General features: G+C 35.6%; 17 protein-coding genes. 6 read left to right on the top strand and 11 right to left on the bottom strand.

The genetic code is table 11. The features are described from left to right. Positions 1-7: 7 nt before the first annotated feature. The 3 genes from SCA31_RS01770 to SCA31_RS01760 all read right to left on the bottom strand — a co-directional run bounded on the left by SCA31_RS01770 (position 8) and on the right by SCA31_RS01760 (position 4,153). Entirely contained in the window at positions 8-1,570 is a 1,563-nt protein-coding gene (locus tag SCA31_RS01770) for a hypothetical protein (protein WP_410695092.1), read from the bottom strand. A 274-nt stretch (positions 1,571-1,844) separates the two neighbouring features. Further along, positions 1,845-2,891, bottom strand: coding sequence for an HlyD family secretion protein (locus SCA31_RS01765; RefSeq protein WP_410695091.1), 1,047 nt, complete (start codon positions 2,889-2,891; stop codon positions 1,845-1,847). A gap of 5 nt (positions 2,892-2,896) precedes the next feature. Continuing rightward, positions 2,897-4,153 carry a TolC family protein gene (locus SCA31_RS01760; RefSeq protein WP_410695090.1) on the bottom strand — a complete coding sequence of 419 codons (1,257 nt, stop codon included), beginning with the start codon at positions 4,151-4,153 and terminating at the stop codon, positions 2,897-2,899. Positions 4,154-4,367: 214 nt separating this feature from the next. Here SCA31_RS01760 and SCA31_RS01755 point away from each other — a divergent pair, with 214 nt between their 5' ends. After that, positions 4,368-5,171, top strand: a complete 804-nt coding sequence (locus tag SCA31_RS01755; protein WP_410695089.1) for a helix-turn-helix domain-containing protein — start codon at positions 4,368-4,370, stop codon at positions 5,169-5,171. Positions 5,172-5,371: 200 nt separating this feature from the next. Here the strand turns inward: SCA31_RS01755 and rplI are convergent, their stop codons facing one another. The 4 genes from rplI to SCA31_RS01735 all read right to left on the bottom strand — a co-directional run bounded on the left by rplI (position 5,372) and on the right by SCA31_RS01735 (position 8,168). Beyond that, on the bottom strand, positions 5,372-5,875 hold the full coding sequence (gene rplI / locus SCA31_RS01750) for a 50S ribosomal protein L9 (protein WP_105701384.1): 504 nt from the start codon (positions 5,873-5,875) through the stop codon (positions 5,372-5,374). Positions 5,876-5,986: 111 nt separating this feature from the next. Continuing rightward, a complete protein-coding gene (rpsR, locus tag SCA31_RS01745) occupies positions 5,987-6,289 on the bottom strand; it encodes a 30S ribosomal protein S18 (RefSeq protein ID WP_034706728.1) in 303 nt (100 codons plus the stop codon). A 32-nt stretch (positions 6,290-6,321) separates the two neighbouring features. After that, the gene (gene rpsF, locus SCA31_RS01740; protein ID WP_034695444.1) at positions 6,322-6,663 is read right to left on the bottom strand and encodes a 30S ribosomal protein S6; all 342 of its coding nucleotides are present in this window, start codon (positions 6,661-6,663) and stop codon (positions 6,322-6,324) included. 152 nt (positions 6,664-6,815) lie between these two features. Beyond that, entirely contained in the window at positions 6,816-8,168 is a 1,353-nt protein-coding gene (locus tag SCA31_RS01735; RefSeq protein ID WP_410695087.1) for a chloride channel protein, read from the bottom strand. Positions 8,169-8,359: 191 nt separating this feature from the next. Between SCA31_RS01735 and SCA31_RS01730 the strand changes: the two genes are divergently transcribed. Both SCA31_RS01730 and SCA31_RS01725 read left to right on the top strand, forming a co-directional pair. Continuing rightward, complete coding sequence (locus SCA31_RS01730; protein ID WP_410695086.1) at positions 8,360-9,181, top strand: NAD(P)H-binding protein; 822 nt, start codon at positions 8,360-8,362, stop codon at positions 9,179-9,181. Positions 9,182-9,239: 58 nt separating this feature from the next. Beyond that, positions 9,240-9,605 (top strand): winged helix-turn-helix transcriptional regulator, encoded by a 366-nt coding sequence (locus SCA31_RS01725; protein ID WP_410695085.1) that lies wholly within the window; start codon positions 9,240-9,242, stop codon positions 9,603-9,605. 118 nt (positions 9,606-9,723) lie between these two features. Here SCA31_RS01725 and SCA31_RS01720 read toward each other — a convergent pair whose 3' ends face one another. From SCA31_RS01720 to SCA31_RS01705, 4 genes are all read right to left on the bottom strand, one after another. Beyond that, positions 9,724-10,068 carry a hypothetical protein gene (locus SCA31_RS01720; RefSeq protein WP_410695084.1) on the bottom strand — a complete coding sequence of 115 codons (345 nt, stop codon included), beginning with the start codon at positions 10,066-10,068 and terminating at the stop codon, positions 9,724-9,726. Continuing rightward, complete coding sequence (locus SCA31_RS01715; protein ID WP_410695082.1) at positions 10,065-10,256, bottom strand: hypothetical protein; 192 nt, start codon at positions 10,254-10,256, stop codon at positions 10,065-10,067. The genes SCA31_RS01720 and SCA31_RS01715 overlap by 4 nt, the downstream gene beginning before the upstream one ends. Before the next feature lie 69 nt (positions 10,257-10,325). Then, entirely contained in the window at positions 10,326-11,633 is a 1,308-nt protein-coding gene (locus tag SCA31_RS01710; protein WP_410695081.1) for a dihydrolipoamide acetyltransferase family protein, read from the bottom strand. Positions 11,634-11,696: 63 nt separating this feature from the next. After that, positions 11,697-12,524 carry an S-adenosyl-l-methionine hydroxide adenosyltransferase family protein gene (locus SCA31_RS01705; RefSeq protein WP_284463476.1) on the bottom strand — a complete coding sequence of 276 codons (828 nt, stop codon included), beginning with the start codon at positions 12,522-12,524 and terminating at the stop codon, positions 11,697-11,699. Positions 12,525-12,657: 133 nt separating this feature from the next. On the opposite strand from SCA31_RS01705, the gene SCA31_RS01700 reads away from it, so the two are divergent. The 3 genes from SCA31_RS01700 (at position 12,658) to SCA31_RS01690 (ending at position 15,049) form a co-directional block, all read left to right on the top strand. After that, entirely contained in the window at positions 12,658-13,617 is a 960-nt protein-coding gene (locus SCA31_RS01700) for a PhoH family protein (protein ID WP_410695079.1), read from the top strand. Positions 13,618-13,733: 116 nt separating this feature from the next. Continuing rightward, the gene (locus SCA31_RS01695; RefSeq protein WP_410695078.1) at positions 13,734-14,411 is read left to right on the top strand and encodes a porin family protein; all 678 of its coding nucleotides are present in this window, start codon (positions 13,734-13,736) and stop codon (positions 14,409-14,411) included. Positions 14,412-14,551: 140 nt separating this feature from the next. After that, positions 14,552-15,049 carry a hypothetical protein gene (locus SCA31_RS01690; protein WP_410695077.1) on the top strand — a complete coding sequence of 166 codons (498 nt, stop codon included), beginning with the start codon at positions 14,552-14,554 and terminating at the stop codon, positions 15,047-15,049. The last annotated feature ends 379 nt before the right edge of the window (positions 15,050-15,428 follow it).

Here is a 15,428-nt window from a genome sequence, read left to right as displayed (position 1 = left end):
TTTAAAGTTACATAATATTTCTCACTGCAATTTTTACAGGATGATAAAGGAGTAACAGAAAGGCCGTAATTAATGCCAGCCAAAATAATCCTGTAAAGATCTCCATATTGGAAAGTAATATGGATTGGGCTGTTATTTTCGCTTTAAAAGCTCCTGCAGTCATAGAAAGAGATTCGTTGACCGGTAGTTTTGAAATATTGGATCCAAAAATCTGATTCCATTGGCTGTAGAAGATTGGATTGGTATCTGTAAGATTGAAGCTTAGGGTATCAGCGTGTTTTAATGTTAGGAAGAGCATCAGATTTTGCATTAAAGCATATCCAATTGCTGTGGTCCAGAAACGGGTAGTAGTTCCGAGGGCCGTGGCATTGGCAACATATTCTTCCGGCATTCCTGAAATTAAGAAAAATACAAGTGGAGTAAACAATAATCCCTGTGCTACTCCTTGTAAGAATAAGGGAGGACAAATAGTGGAAAGGGTGGTGTCCGGATAAAAAGTATAGGTAAACCAAGCACAATCCACTGCCAGTAAAAGAAATCCTGTAAAGAATACAATTCTTGATGAAACTCCCTTAATAAGACATATTCCTGATAAAAGAACACCTAAAAGTGTTCCTGCAACATTCCAATATTGAATGTTTACAATATAATCCCAAGGCCATTTCCAGACTGTTGCCATAATACTGTAGACGTTATTAAGCCCTGATCGAATCAAGTAAAAGATGAAAAATAGGATCATTCCTGCGATTACATTTTTAGAACTGAAAACTTCAAAATGGAACAATGGTCTTTTTGAGTTTCTCTGTTTAAGCATGAATAATCCTCCGGAAAGTAAAAATATGAAGAGACACATGATGATGGTATCAGATTCAAACCACATCAGTCTTTTTCCGTAAATAATAGCATAACCACCGGCCTGCAGACATACCCAAAGCAAGAACCAGCTGGAAATATCCAATTGATACAACGGCTTTTTAGGGAAAAATCTGTTCGTATTAAAAATGGCTATCCCTATGATAAGTACAAAAACATGAAAATAAACCATCATCAGAACCATATGCTGGAAGTCATAGTTTTCAATACTGGATTTCAGTAAAGAGGTCGTTACTGTACCTCCCGTCAGCATAATGGAATACATGAATAAGTAGGCAAGTACTTTGGCGTGTCTTGTTTTTAGTTCTGCAATAATCAAAGGAAGGAAAATAGCTCCTTCAAGCAATCCGAAAATCCCTTCCAGAAACCTGATGACTAAAATAACGTGATAATCATTGGTGACGGATAAGACATAAAGAATGATTACTGATATGGAAGACATGAGCAGAACGTAGTATTTCACACTGAAATAAGCCATAAATCGTTGTAAAACTAAAAGGGTAACCACAAATGTCCCATACATCAAAATCATTAAGTATTGGATGTCGTCTGAATCTACATCCATAAAGGAAGATGTGAAAGCACTGTTGGAGTGTAGCAGTGACAATAACATCAGGTGGGGGAATAAAGCCAGCACAAGAAGTGGCAGTTTTAACCATTGTGGTACCCATTTATGATAGACAGTATTATGTTGCATAGTTCTTAAAAGATGAGAAAAGAGGGACTCTAACGAATTATAAAATTGTGAACAGAGAATTAGTCTTCTCTTTTCTGAATATAAAATGCGAAAAGACAAAAGGGCAAAGGTGTAAAAGTAAAAGGTAAAATGGCAAATATGCTAAAAGAAAAAATTTGCAGATTCGCTATTTTGCGGTTTTGCCTTTTCGCTAAAAAAAATAATTTAATTATTAAGTCTGAAACGTGTTGGGTTGGAGATAATTTTGCACTCTAATACTCTCCCGCACTCAAACTCATATCTTCTTCGCGCTTACCAGAACATTCATTCCAGAAAGCAGTTTTTCGTTTTCTTTATTGTTATCAAGAATAATTTTTACAGGAAACCTTTGTTCAATCTTTACGAAGTTTCCGGTTGCATTATCCGGTTTTACCAGAGAAAACTGTGATCCTGATGCCGGGGAAACAGAAAGTATCTTTCCCTTGAATTCAATGCCGGGATAAGCGTCTGCTGTAATGATAACTTCTTGTTTTTGGTCGATTTGTCCAAGCTGTGTTTCCTTGTAGTTGGCAATGATCCATTTTTCCTTGCTCACCATTTGTACCAAGGCCTGTCCTTCTTTAATCAGTTGTCCTTCCTGAATCGTTTTTTTACCCACCCAGCCATCATAAGGAGCCGTGATTACAGTGTATGAAAGGAAGAGTTTGGCATTATTCAGACTGGCAGAACTTTGTTGAATCTGGCTTTTCGCAGGAGCAACTTTTGTTTGTTGTTCGCTGGCTCCGGCTCTTATTGCATTTTTTTGTTGTTCCAATGCTAGCATGTTGGCTTTTGATTGTTCATAGGATGCTTTTACATTTTCAAAATCCTGCTCTGTAGCAGCATCTTCAGCCAGTAGATTTTTATATCTTTTATAGTCCTGTTCAGTTCTCCAGATGTCAATTTTTGCAGAGGCAATCTTCGCATCAATTATTTTGGTATCACTCTCCTTGGTATTCACACCACTTTGAATGGTTGTAATATTTTCAGTGTTCGCATGAAGATTGGCTTCAGCCATATGCACCTGATTCACAAATTCTCTGTTGTCTATGATCAATAAGGTATCTCCCTTATGCACAAATTGATTTTCATTAAACTTTATGTTTTTGATAAATCCTGAAACCTTACTGGATACAGGAGTGATATATTGTTCTATCTGTGCATCATTGGTTGTAATATTCTTCCTTGTAAAAAGATAAAAACTTACCATTCCTGTAACTCCACTGATGATTAGGATCCAGGCCAGTAAAGTAATCGTCTTGTTGATTCTTTTCTCCTTTTGTGTCAGTTGTTTCTGTGCCATAGTTTTTATAAGTTTCCAATCGTATATTGGAGTTGATAGTATTTTAGTTGTCTGTTAATTTTTACGGAGATAAGGTTAGATTCAGCTTCCAGATAGGTGTTGTCTGCGTCGATAAGTTCAGTGATAAGGCTTAATTTGTTCGCATATTTTGTTCTTACAATACGATAATTTTCTTTGGCCTGATCAATGGCTTCTTCAGCAATTTTTACCTTTTGATCCGTTTCTTCAAACTTTTTGTAAGCTTCATACACATTATGTCTTATTTTTTCCTCATTCTCTTCAATTTGAAGTTTTGCCAGGTCAATATTTTCTCTTGCTTCCTGCATTTTATATTTATTTTTATACAGGTTTTCGATAGGATAGGTCAAGTTCACCCCAAGCATTCCTAAACGATAGGCATAAGGTTCAGGCGGGAAAAACATCATATTCGGATACTTTAAGAAATATTCTCCGCCAGCAGTTATCTTGGGTAAATAATTTGCCTTAGTGATTTTTTGGTCAAGTTCCTTTAACGAAAGGTTTTTGTGGGTGATTTCGACGGATTCGTTTTTGTTTAATGCCGTTTCTGTAAGATCATTGATGTAAGGAATTGCTACATTATCTGAGATTAAATCCTCTGTATCTACATGCATCTCCTGAGGTTCCGGAAGAGAAAGAATAGTCTTCAGTTTATGCTCTGCAATCTGTATATCGTTATTCAGTTCTGTCCAGCTCATTTTGTGATTAGAAAGCTGCAGGGATGTTCTTAAAACTTCATTTACTGTTACCACACCGTTTGCTTTCAGAGCCTTTACCTGCTTGATGTTTACTGAATCTTCCTTCATCTTGTCATTAATAAGAATCTGTTGTTCCTTTAGGTGATGAATTTGTAAAAAGGCAGTAATGATCTCCATTTTTAGAAGCCTTTCATCAAGATGAGTTCTTAAGGTTGAAATTTCAGTGTCAATAGCCGCTTTTTTCTCTGTGTTTTTAATCTTTCCACCCATGTATACCGGAATGGAGGCGGATAAGGTGAAATCATACATCCCGTTGATGGCATCATATTTTGTAGGTTTACTAAATACGCCATCCTGATACTGAAAAAGATTGGTAACTTGTGTATAGCTCGTATGAAACTCAATGTCCGGAAGCTTTTCCATTGTAAGGTCTTTCTCTTTGGTTGCAGACATTTCTTGCTTTAGATGGCTGATCTGAATATTCTTGTTATTCTTTAGACCAATCTCTATAGCCTGTTGTAGGCCGAGGTGTTGGTAGTCTATCATCTGTGCGTTAAAAAAATTGCTTAATAGTAGGCACAACGCTATGCACTGATATCGGCACGCGTTAAATATCATATTCATAAATTAATTAAAGGATTTTTGCTAAAATGATTTTGATAGGGCAAAGGTACGACGGACACTATCAGACAGTATTTGTGAAACAAGAAAAAGATTTGTTCATTTACGCCATTTTGAAATTTATTCATACCTTTATTTCATGAATAACAGCCATTTTAAAGAAGTAGAAGAGGAAGATGCTGAATTTTATGTCTATCATGTTCTTACCGGTAACATTACAACAGATATTCATTATCACAGTTCTGCGCAGTTAGTCTATGCAGAGGGGGGAATTGTGCATGTTTTTACAGATCTGAAGCATTGGTATCTTCCGGCAAGGTGCTTTATGTGGATTCCTGCAGGAACACCGCATTATCTTTTCTCAACCAGTCCTAAAGTAGATTTATATAATTTTTACTTTAAAAAAGAGGAAGAAGAAAGTGGCTTTTTTGATGAAATTAATATTTATTCAGTCAATGAACTACTTCGGGAGATGATTTTATATACTAAAGACTGGGATGGAAAAATCACAAAAAATGATGGTTCAAAATATTATTTCCTTAAAGCCTTAAAAGGTATTTTACCTGAAAAAAGAGATAAAAAACTGGCATTTCCTGTTCAACATCCCTTTCCAAAGGATGAGACCTTATTGAAGATTGCAAGATATATTCATGCTAACCTGGAAAAGCCTCTTACCATTGAGTCTACGGCCAAGGAATTCGGAATGAGTACAAGGACCCTTTCCAGAAAATTCAAGGAAATTTTGGGGATGAATTACGTTCGTTTTTTAAGAGCCTTGAGAATTACCCGTTCCCTTGAGCTGATGCTTGAAAGTAAATATAATATGTACGAGATCGCCATGATGGTCGGCTACAATAGCCTGTCTTCATTTAGCAATATTTTTAAAAAGGTAATTGGAGTAGCACCTACAGAATATCAACAGAAATTAAGAGGGGATAGGTGATTGATTCAGGCGGTCGTGTTGGAGGGTTTTTAGAGTAGGAGATTGATTTATAAGTAATAAGGAGGTATTGGTAGGCTTGAGTGCGGGAGAGCTAGAGTATTTATTGGCTCTCCAATCTTCTTTCTTTCCATATTAAACAAAAAACCACTTCAAATTGAATTGAAGTGGCCTTGTATTGTGAAAAATTTTCAGTCGCTTAATTAAGCTTCCTCAGATTTAACTTCTTCTTTCTTAGCAGCAGGAGCAGCTACAACTGGAGCGTCAGATACGATATCGAATTCGAAATTGTACTCAACGTTTCTGTGTAATCTAATGTTTGCTGTTACTTTACCAGTTCTCTTAATAGTGTTCCCTGGAATTTTGATGTATTTCTTCTCTACAGAAACTCCAGCTTTAGCAAGAGCAGCAGAAAGATCTGCATTGTTGATAGATCCGAATAATTTATCACCAGAACCTACTTTTGCAGGAATAGTGATAGAAGTTTTCTTTAATTGCTCAACTACAGCGTTAGCAGCAGCGATTAATTTAGCTTCTTCTTCTTTTCTAGCTTCTAAAGTAGCTTCTAGAGCAGCTTTGTTTTTAGGGGTAGCTAAAAGTGCAATTCCTTGAGGTAGTAAGAAGTTTCTTGCATAACCTGGCTTTACACTTACTGTATCAAACTCAAGTCCTAAGTTTTCTACGTCTTGTTTTAGGATGATATCCATTGTTGTTGTCCTTTTTTGAGATTTTAGAGTGATCTAAAATCAAGTTAGAATTAATTATTTATTCAGCAACAAAAGAAGAGAGTAATCTCTTCTTTTATTTATTTTTTTGTCTTATTTCAATAAGTCAGCTACGTAAGGTAGTAAAGAAAGGTGTCTTGCTCTTTTGATAGCAGCAGAAACTTTTCTTTGGTATTTTAAAGAAGTTCCAGTGTATCTTCTTGGTAAGATTTTACCTTGCTCGTTTACAAATTGTAATAAGAAATCAGCATCTTTGTAATCAACGTGCTTAATTCCGTATTTTTTGAATCTACAATATTTCTTTTCAGATTTTGTATTGATATCAAGTGGAGTAAGGAATTTTACTTCTGATTCTCCTCCTGCAGAGGCTTGTTTAGCCATTTCATCTATTGCCATGTCTTGTCTTTTTTAAAAAATAGGGTTAATAATTAAGCTTTAGCTGCTTTTACTTTAGCTCTTCTTGTTACAGCGTATTCAACAGCGTGTTTGTCAAGTTTTGTAGTAAGGTAACGGATTACTCTCTCGTCACGCTTAAATGCTAATTCTAAATCAGCAACTACAGTACCTTCACCTTTAAACTCGATTAAAGTGTAGAACCCATTCTTTTTCAATTGGATAGGGTAAGCTAGCTTTTTCAAGCCCCAATTTTCTTTAGCAACGATTTCGCAGTTCTTTTCTTTGATAAGATCTACATACTTGTTCACTGCTTCCTCTACCTGTGCCTCAGATAGAACGGGAGTTAAAATGAAAACAGTTTCGTAATTGTTCATAATGTTAAATGAATTTGTTAATTATTTCGAGGTGCAAAATTAGAGAATATATTTGTAATATACAATACTATTGGTGAAATAGTTGAAAGTTATATAGTGATGAGATTGAAGATTTAATGGCATTGTAGGAGTAAGTCTTCTTTTATTTCCAATTAATCCTTTGACCTGATTTCCGTTAAAAAGTTCACTTTCAATACGTCATATAAAGAATGTCTGCTTACTAATAGGGACGCAATGGAAGAGACCATTCCGGCAAGCATCAGATGGAATATTAATGAATGCCTGTCGGTCATTTCCAATACAATAATGGCTGATGTGAATGGCGCACGGGTAATTCCTGTAAGAAAAGCAACCATTCCGCCAAGGATTACTACATTGGTTTCATTGGGGGTTAAATGAATGACTCCTGAAATAACAGACCCGATGCTTGCCCCCGCAGTAAGAGCCGGAGCAAAGATGCCTCCCGCACCTCCGGAAGTAAAGGATAGGGCAGGACCCAGCATTCTTAAGATAGGAACATACCAATCTTCATGTTTATCCTTCGTAAAAAGAACCCGTTCCATAATTTCTTTTCCAGAACCAAGAACTTCCCGATTGATAAAATAGGCAATGGAAGCAATAATTAAAGCACAGATCACTAAAAATATAACATTGGCTTTATCTGTTTTCAGTTTTTTCTTTTTCCATCCATTGATCTTAAGCATAATAACAGAGAGCTGGCTTGCAAGAATGCCTGCTGTAGCCGCTACAAGAACAATGGGAAACATCACCATTAAAGAAACATCATTTGTTTTAGGGTAACCAAGGTATAAATAAGACCCTGCTAATGTCTGAGCTGTTAAACCGGCAATAATGACGGCTGTAAATAAAGCTGTTTTAAAGTAATTAATATGCGTTTTTGATAATTCTTCTACGGCAAATACAATTCCTCCTAAAGGAGTGTTGAAAGCGGCTGCAAGTCCGGCTGCTGCTCCGGTCATGATCATGTTTTTCTTGGAAATCTTGGGCCACCATTCAGGTAAATATTCATTCACCTTTCTGAAAACGGAACCCGCAATCTGAATGGTGGGACCTTCACGACCCACTGCACCACCTCCAATAACCAATACAACAGAGGAAATGATTTTAAAAATGATGATTTTAAGGCTTAAAAGACTTCTGATCTTTGTGTGTTCTTTCGGATTAGCCAATTCTACTGCTGCCATAACCTGTGGAATGCCACTTCCTTTAGCGTTGGGAGCAAATTCCTTTACCAGCCACCACGAAAGAACAAAGCCAATGGGAGCAATAATAAAGATCATCCATGCATGCCAGTCAAAAATGAAGTTCATGAGATGCTCCCCCCACGCAAATACCTGCGCATATAACACGGCAAAAAAACCTGTAATAACAGACCCTATCCAGAAAGGAATTGCCTGAAGAAGGTTGTACTTCAGTTGTTCGTTCCGAATATTATCAAAGGATTTTTTTAGGGATTTCTGTATAAGGGAGAAGATTTTCAGCATTTATGGTTTTGGAATTTATATTTGAAAAATAGGAAAATTAGATGGGATTTGAAAATATCTTTTGTGAAAATTGCTTGTTTTGTATGCTAAACAAGCATAGTAAAAAGAAAGATAACTATACTTGATTATAGTTAAACGATATGAATCATCTGCCATCCATAGATTTGTATTATCAATTAAAAATTATAAAAATGAATGAAAATATTTTAGTCATTGGAGGAGAGGGTAAAAACGGCCGTCGAGTTGTAGAAAAATTCAGAAATATAGGGTTTAGCGTATTTTCTACAACCAGAACAAAAGAGGAAGTGAAAACAGGTTTAGTTTTTTTTGACTGGAATGATGGGTCAACCTACGAGCCGGCTGTCAGTAATATTGATAAAGTATATATTGTACATCCTGATACTTCTGTTCCTGATGCCTATGAACAAATTAATTTACTGATGAGCTGTATGGAGAAGAAAGGAGTTTCGAAAGCTGTATTGCTTTCCGGGAGAGGGCAGGAATCAGTCCGGAAATGTGAAGGTATTCTCATAAATTCACCATTAAAATGGACGATTATCCGTTCCGCATGGTTTAATCAAAATTTTAGTGAAGGTCATTTTCTGCATGGGATACAGTCGGGATCTGTCACTTTTATGGCGGGTTCTGCGAAAGAACCATTTGTAGATTTGGATGACTTGTCTGATGCTGTGGTAGAATGCTTACTTCATGAAAAGTATAATGGAAAAATCTATGAAGTTACAGGAGATGAACTATTCACTTTTGAGGAAGCTGTTAAAACTATTGGAAATAGACTGGGGCGTGATATAAAGTATCATTTTCTTAATAAAAAAGAATATTCAGATCTGTTGAAAAATATAGGTTTGCCCCATTTCGTTGCAGAGCATATGGCTGTTGCATTTGATGAAATTTTAGATGGAAGAAATGAAAATACAGGCAGTGGTATTCAAGAAATTTTAGGAAGAAGCCCTAAAAAATTCAAAGAGTTTGTGAAATTAAACGCATTTAACTAATTATATTTTTATAGTCAGAGAGGTTTCTTAATTTTATAGATATTTAAAAGACCAATGTATGAAAGAAAAAGTAATTGGAAATACTGAATGTCCATTATATTCCTCAAAAATAATGTTATCTATTGGTGATGCTCTTGAAGCAGTAAACGGTAAATGGAGAATTAAGATCATTGCTGCTCTTCTTGATGAGCCTAAGAGATTTAAGCAAATTTCGATGTTAATTGATGGGATTACAGACAGAATGCTTTCTATTGAACTTAAAAAGCTGGAAATTAACCTTCTGGTACAGAGGACTTCGAAGTATTCCGCTCAGGCAGAATATGAGATTACAGAGCATGGAAGATCATTAAAACCATTAATTGTAGAACTTATGAACTGGGGAGAAATGCATAGAGAAAAAGTCATTGGAAAAGAAGGTAATTGATGAAAATATCTTGTAAATACAGTGCCTAATTCTAAAGAGTCTGCTTCCGTTGAATATTTTAAAGATAAAAACGCTTCCAATTCTGGAAGCGTTTTATGATTTATATTTAAGATTTCTATTAATCCAGGAATATCATAATAGCTGCTATGCCGTAGATTAATAAAAGAATTCCACTGAGAATTAGATTAGCATTCCTGAGTTTCAATTTTTCATTGCTTTGAAGAACTATTGCTTCAATAAGAATGAAAAGAAACCAGACTGAATGAAAAATAACAATATAGATTGCAATACCTAAAATCGCCCATCCACTTGCCAGGCTCATTGCAATAGAAAATGCAATGGTTCCCAAAATAAGCACAGCAAGACGTATTAAAACATGGGTTCCTACGTTTTGACGGGCTGGTGGATTATTTTTTTTCTTCTCTTCTTTTATTTCAAAAAGCGTTCTTAGTTCAGGACTCATTCTTTCTGTTTGCTGTATAATTTAACAAAAAACTGCAGAATTCCTACAAAACCTAAAAGGTTTAAAACTCCAAAAACACGATACATTCCCATGGAATAGACCTCAAAAAAGCTGAGAATAAACTGAATAAGATCAATAAGAATAACTACACTTAATGAAATTATCGCGATTAAGGTTGCATTTTTCATATCTCAGCTTTTTTGGTTATTGGGTAGACTTCCTTTTTGAATTCAATTTAAGAGGAGTAGTCTTCTATTTTATATTTCTGTGTTCAGATCCCAGTTTTCAAGATAATCGTGAACATGCTTCAGCATCATTCCTCCTAAAGAACCGTCTACTACTCTGTGATCGTAAGAGTGAGACATGAACATTAAGTTTCTGATAGCAATTACATCACCATCTGCAGTTTCAAGAACAGCTGGCTTCTTAACAATAGCTCCTATTGCCAGAATAGCAACCTGAGGCTGAGGAATGATTGGAGTTCCCATAAGGTTTCCAAAGCTTCCTACGTTAGAGATGGTATAAGTTGCTCCCTGAGTATCTTCAGGTCTTAATTTCTTGTTTCTTGCTCTGTAAGCTAAGTCATTGATTGCTTTTGCAAGACCGGAAAGTGATAACTGATCAGCATTTTTGATTACAGGAACAATAAGGTTTCCGTCTGGAAGAGCGGTCGCCATACCAATGTTGATGTTTTTCTTTTTGATGATGTTCTCACCACTTATAGAAACATTGATCATTGGGAAATCCTGAATCGCTTTTACAATCGCTTTTACAAAGATTGGCATGAAAGTAAGTTTCTCACCTTCACGTTTTTCGAAGATCGCCTTGTTTTTGTTTCTCCATTTTACAACGTTAGTAACGTCTGTTTCAATGAAAGAAGTTACGTGTGGAGCAATGTGTTTTGCTTTCACCATGTTTTCAGCGATGATCTTTCTCATTCTGTCCATTGGAATGATTTCATCACCAGCGCTTACCGGAATAGTAGCTGTAGGCGCAGAAACTGCCGGTTTTGGCGTAGTTGCTGCCTGTACCGGAGCAGCCTGTTGAGCAGGTTGGCTTCCTCTGTTGACAACATACGCTAATATATCTTCCTTAGTAATTCTTCCTTCTAAACCGTTTCCTTTAATAGTCTTAAGTTCAGTTTCAGAAATATTTTCCTGTTGTGCAATTGATTTTACAAGTGGAGATAAGTAAAGATCTCCTGAGAATTCTACATTTGAAGCAGCAGCAGTTTGTAAAGGCTGTTCAATTGTTGTTAATGTTTCAGTATCCGGAGTAGCAGCCGGAGTTTCAGTTTTTACTTCCTCTGTTGCAGTGCCTTCTCTTTCAATTTCTAAAATAGCAATGGCCTCACCTACTTTTGCAACTTCGTCTTTTTGTTTTAAAATTTTTACGATTTTCCCCGAAACCGGTGTCGGAACGTCTGAATCTACTTTATCTGTTGCAATTTCTACTACAGAGTCATCTTCTTTTACGTTATCACCTTCATTGAATAACCAAGTGATAATTGTCGCTTCCATAACCCCTTCTCCCATGGAAGGAAGCAATAATTTGTATTCTGCCATTTTTGATTTTTAGATTTTGACAAATATATAAAAAAAATCGGTTTTTTTATGAAATATATAATCTTAGCTGAATTCAATGTAGATATTTTCCCCTACATTCAATCCAAACAGGCTTTTCGCGCCGTTTTTCTTACTCCCTTTATAGATCGTAAGCTCCAATAACTGACTGTCATTGAAAATAGCGGCTGACTGCCCGTGAAATTCAGTCTCTCTTTCCCAGTCTGAAACTACTTCCGTATGGCTGGAAAATATCCTCGAAAGACTCAAGTTTCTGAATTTTATGGTGAAACCGTTGTATCCTTTGCTGATATTTTCAAAGAAATCTTTGTTGATATTTGAGATTATATTTCCGAAATTATCAATATAGGTAACCTCGCCAATGATCATTCCCTCAGACTCATTATAAACAGCCCTTGGAAACATTAATTGTTTGGCAGTATCTATTTTTCTTCCGATAACCTCCGGAAGGCCTCCGTTAGCCAGATGTACGGCTGCCGGAACAAAGATATCTGTAGAAGTGAAGTCGATAATATCATCAAAACGATTGTTCAGCGTGAGTTCATAAATCGCTTCAGGTTTAATATCAAAAAATATAAGGCTCAAAAGCCCATTGTCTGATGCCAGAAAGTAAGAACCGTCTGCTTTGTAAATAATGTTCTTTCTTGATTTATGATAAAAACTATCGACAGAAAGAATATGAATGCTTCCCTTTGGAAAGTATTTGTAAGCATTTCTTACAATGTATGAGGTCTGTATAAGGTTGAATGCCTGGATGTCGTGGGTTATATCAATAATATTAACCTCAGGATTTAGAGACAGGATCTTGCCTTTCACAGCAGCAACTCTGTAATCTAAATTTCCGAAATCCGAAGTAAGGGTAATAATTGACATGAGCAATTTATAGAATAGTGTAGTATTGCAAAGTTATTTAAAATAAAAAGAAAGCCCGAAAGATTGTTGAAAAGAATTTAATATAAATTTGAAAAAAAGCTTTAATTTTAAAATCTAAAAATAAAAATACTGCATGTTTGAATTAAAATATGATTTGGAAGATATTGATGCGAAAATCTTCTATGGAGTTAGTAACCAATATTTCAACGTAATAAAATCAAGCTTTCCAACCCTTAAGATTACAGGAAGAGATCACGTTATCTTTGCCATGGGAAATCAGGAAGTTTTAGATATATTAAAACAAAAACTTGATGATATTGTCAAATTTATCTCTAAAAATAATTCAATAGGGCTGAAAGACGTTGAAAATATTCTCAATATTAAAGATGAAAATGAGAAGCAACTCATCTTCGATCAGGATATTATTGTAAAAGGAGTTAACGGGAAAATTATTAAGGCAAAGACGACCAATCTTAAGAAACTGGTAAAGGAAACAGAGAAAAAGGATATGGTTTTTGCCATTGGTCCTGCCGGAACCGGAAAAACCTATACCAGTGTAGCATTGGCTGCAAGAGCTTTGAGGGATAAAGAGGTAAAAAGAATCATCCTCACAAGACCGGCTGTAGAAGCAGGGGAGAGTCTTGGGTTCTTACCTGGAGACCTTAAAGAGAAGCTGGATCCGTATTTACAGCCTTTATATGATGCTCTTCGTGATATGATTCCTCATGAAAAGCTGGAGGGATTCATGGAGAAAAAAGTAATTGAGGTTGCTCCATTGGCTTTTATGAGAGGACGTACCCTTGATGATGCCTTTGTGATTCTTGATGAAGCACAAAATACTACCCATGCACAAATGAAAATGTTCCTGACAAGGATGGGAATGAATGCCAAGTTTATCATTACAGGAGATCCTAGTCAGATTGACCTTCCGAAGAATCAACAGTCCGGATTGAAAGAAGCAATGAGAATTCTGAACGGAGTAAATGAGATTGGTTTTGTACATCTTACAGAGGAAGATGTAGTAAGACACCCTGTTGTTAGAAAGATTATCCTTGCTTATAATGATGAGGATAAAAGAGTAAGAAATGAATAGTTTCAAATGAGTAAAAATTTCCGTTAACCTTTCATTAACCTTTAGTTTATTTTAAAAAGTTTGTTAATTTCGAAAAAATAATTAGCTTTGCTGTCCTTAAAATATAACTAATAACAATGAAAAAACTTTTACTTACTGCAGCAGTCGCTGTATTGGGAATCTCTGCAAACGCACAGGAATTTAAATTTGGGCCTAAAGCAGGTTACTCTTTATCAATGCTTAAAGCAAGTGGAGAGGGAATTACTTACAATTTCGATGCAAAGTCTACTTTCTACGCTGGAGCAATGGCCGAGTATAAATTCAATGAAAAGTTTGCTGTACAGGGAGAAGTTTTATACTCTCCAATAGGTGGTAAACAAGAAGAAGCGGTTTCTTATAACTTAATGGGTGTTGACGTTACAGGTACTGAAAAGTCTGATTGGAAATTAGGAACAGTACAGGTTCCTGTGAGTGCGAAATATTATGCAACAGAAAACCTGGCTTTCGGAGTAGGTCTTAATGTGGGTGTTATCATTTCTGCCAAAATAAAAACGACAGCAACATTATCAGGAACAGCGCTAGGCGAAGCTTTTTCTGAATCAAAAACTGAAACTGAAGATGTGAAAAACCATATGAATAAGTTAAATTTGGCTCCGTTTGCCGGTGCTGAATACACTCTTGAAAACGGATTATTCTTTGATGCAAGATATAACTTAGGTGTTTCTAATCTTATGAAGAAAGAAGACGGGGAAAATGGAACATTGAAAAATAGCTTCGTTCAAGTGGGTGTTGGTTTCAAATTTGGAGGAAACTAATTCTGAGATTCAAGAAATAAAAATCATCATATAAAGCAGGACAAAATTTGTCCTGCTTTTTTTATAAAGATAGGGTACGTAAAATATATGCTATCATAATAAAAATAATTAGTATTTTTGCCCAAAATTTAAGCTAAAAAATGAAAAAGATATTGTTAATAGGTGCTTTTGCACTTTTAGGAGGCGCTGCTCAAGCACAGGAAGGTTTAAAATTAGGTGGACATATTGGAGTTCCTGTGTCTGATGCAAGCGATGTGTCTTCATTTACATTAGGGGTAGATGCTGCTTATATGTGGAATATCGCTAAAGGTTTTGACCTTGGGGTGACAACAGGGTACTCTCATTTCTTTGGAAAGGATCACTTTGACGATTTCGGATTTATCCCAGTAGCTGTTTCCGGTAAATATAAATTTAAAGGAGCGCCTATCTTTGTGGGATTAGATTTAGGATACGGAATTTCTACAAAAGACGGAATTGATGGTGGGTTCTATGCTCAGCCAAAATTTGGATATCAAATGTCTAAAGGTGAACTTTATCTAGGATATCAATCAGTAAGCAACAGACGTGACCACGGTTGGTATAGAGACAGCTGGAATATTGGAGCTATTAACCTAGGATATAACTTCTTCATCAAATAAGAAGTTTATACCAATACCATATGAAACTCTGGTCGAAAGGCTGGAGTTTTCTATTTATATGAATGTCTTAATACCATAAAGCTCTAGCTTATATTCTCAATATCTTGTGATGGTGTCCTTTTGAAACGGTAAAAATAAGTTGAAATCATAAACATTTGTTTAAATTTTAAGAGTTAATATCCTAAATGTTAATATTTTAAGAAGAGTTTTGTAGCTGTATTACGTGAATTTGAGGGGATTTCACTAAAATTGATAAATTTGAAAAACCAAATATATTAGGCTCTGATTGATAAATTGAAGTTTATTTATTCATAATATTGTGAAAAACTCAAGAGCCTCTATTGAATACGATTTATCTTTACAAAACACTAAATTTTAA

Origin of the sequence: Chryseobacterium sp. SIMBA_028, assembly GCF_046535285.1 — a bacterium.
Classification (GTDB): domain Bacteria; phylum Bacteroidota; class Bacteroidia; order Flavobacteriales; family Weeksellaceae; genus Chryseobacterium.
The sequence above is the reverse complement of the archived record's forward strand: the minus strand, read 5'-3'. Positions and strand labels throughout refer to the sequence as shown.

What these genes read in the sequence shown, in the direction of transcription:
- SCA31_RS01770 (WP_410695092.1), bottom strand. Translation starts at nt 1,570, where the DNA reads ATGCAACATAATACTGTCTATCATAAATGGGTACCACAATGGTTAAAA.
- SCA31_RS01765 (WP_410695091.1), bottom strand. Translation starts at nt 2,891, where the DNA reads ATGGCACAGAAACAACTGACACAAAAGGAGAAAAGAATCAACAAGACG.
- SCA31_RS01760 (WP_410695090.1), bottom strand. Translation starts at nt 4,153, where the DNA reads ATGATAGACTACCAACACCTCGGCCTACAACAGGCTATAGAGATTGGT.
- SCA31_RS01755 (WP_410695089.1), top strand. Translation starts at nt 4,368, where the DNA reads ATGAATAACAGCCATTTTAAAGAAGTAGAAGAGGAAGATGCTGAATTT.
- rplI (WP_105701384.1), bottom strand. Translation starts at nt 5,875, where the DNA reads ATGGATATCATCCTAAAACAAGACGTAGAAAACTTAGGACTTGAGTTT.
- rpsR (WP_034706728.1), bottom strand. Translation starts at nt 6,289, where the DNA reads ATGGCAATAGATGAAATGGCTAAACAAGCCTCTGCAGGAGGAGAATCA.
- rpsF (WP_034695444.1), bottom strand. Translation starts at nt 6,663, where the DNA reads ATGAACAATTACGAAACTGTTTTCATTTTAACTCCCGTTCTATCTGAG.
- SCA31_RS01735 (WP_410695087.1), bottom strand. Translation starts at nt 8,168, where the DNA reads ATGCTGAAAATCTTCTCCCTTATACAGAAATCCCTAAAAAAATCCTTT.
- SCA31_RS01730 (WP_410695086.1), top strand. Translation starts at nt 8,360, where the DNA reads ATGAATGAAAATATTTTAGTCATTGGAGGAGAGGGTAAAAACGGCCGT.
- SCA31_RS01725 (WP_410695085.1), top strand. Translation starts at nt 9,240, where the DNA reads ATGAAAGAAAAAGTAATTGGAAATACTGAATGTCCATTATATTCCTCA.
- SCA31_RS01720 (WP_410695084.1), bottom strand. Translation starts at nt 10,068, where the DNA reads ATGAGTCCTGAACTAAGAACGCTTTTTGAAATAAAAGAAGAGAAGAAA.
- SCA31_RS01715 (WP_410695082.1), bottom strand. Translation starts at nt 10,256, where the DNA reads ATGAAAAATGCAACCTTAATCGCGATAATTTCATTAAGTGTAGTTATT.
- SCA31_RS01710 (WP_410695081.1), bottom strand. Translation starts at nt 11,633, where the DNA reads ATGGCAGAATACAAATTATTGCTTCCTTCCATGGGAGAAGGGGTTATG.
- SCA31_RS01705 (WP_284463476.1), bottom strand. Translation starts at nt 12,524, where the DNA reads ATGTCAATTATTACCCTTACTTCGGATTTCGGAAATTTAGATTACAGA.
- SCA31_RS01700 (WP_410695079.1), top strand. Translation starts at nt 12,658, where the DNA reads ATGTTTGAATTAAAATATGATTTGGAAGATATTGATGCGAAAATCTTC.
- SCA31_RS01695 (WP_410695078.1), top strand. Translation starts at nt 13,734, where the DNA reads ATGAAAAAACTTTTACTTACTGCAGCAGTCGCTGTATTGGGAATCTCT.
- SCA31_RS01690 (WP_410695077.1), top strand. Translation starts at nt 14,552, where the DNA reads ATGAAAAAGATATTGTTAATAGGTGCTTTTGCACTTTTAGGAGGCGCT.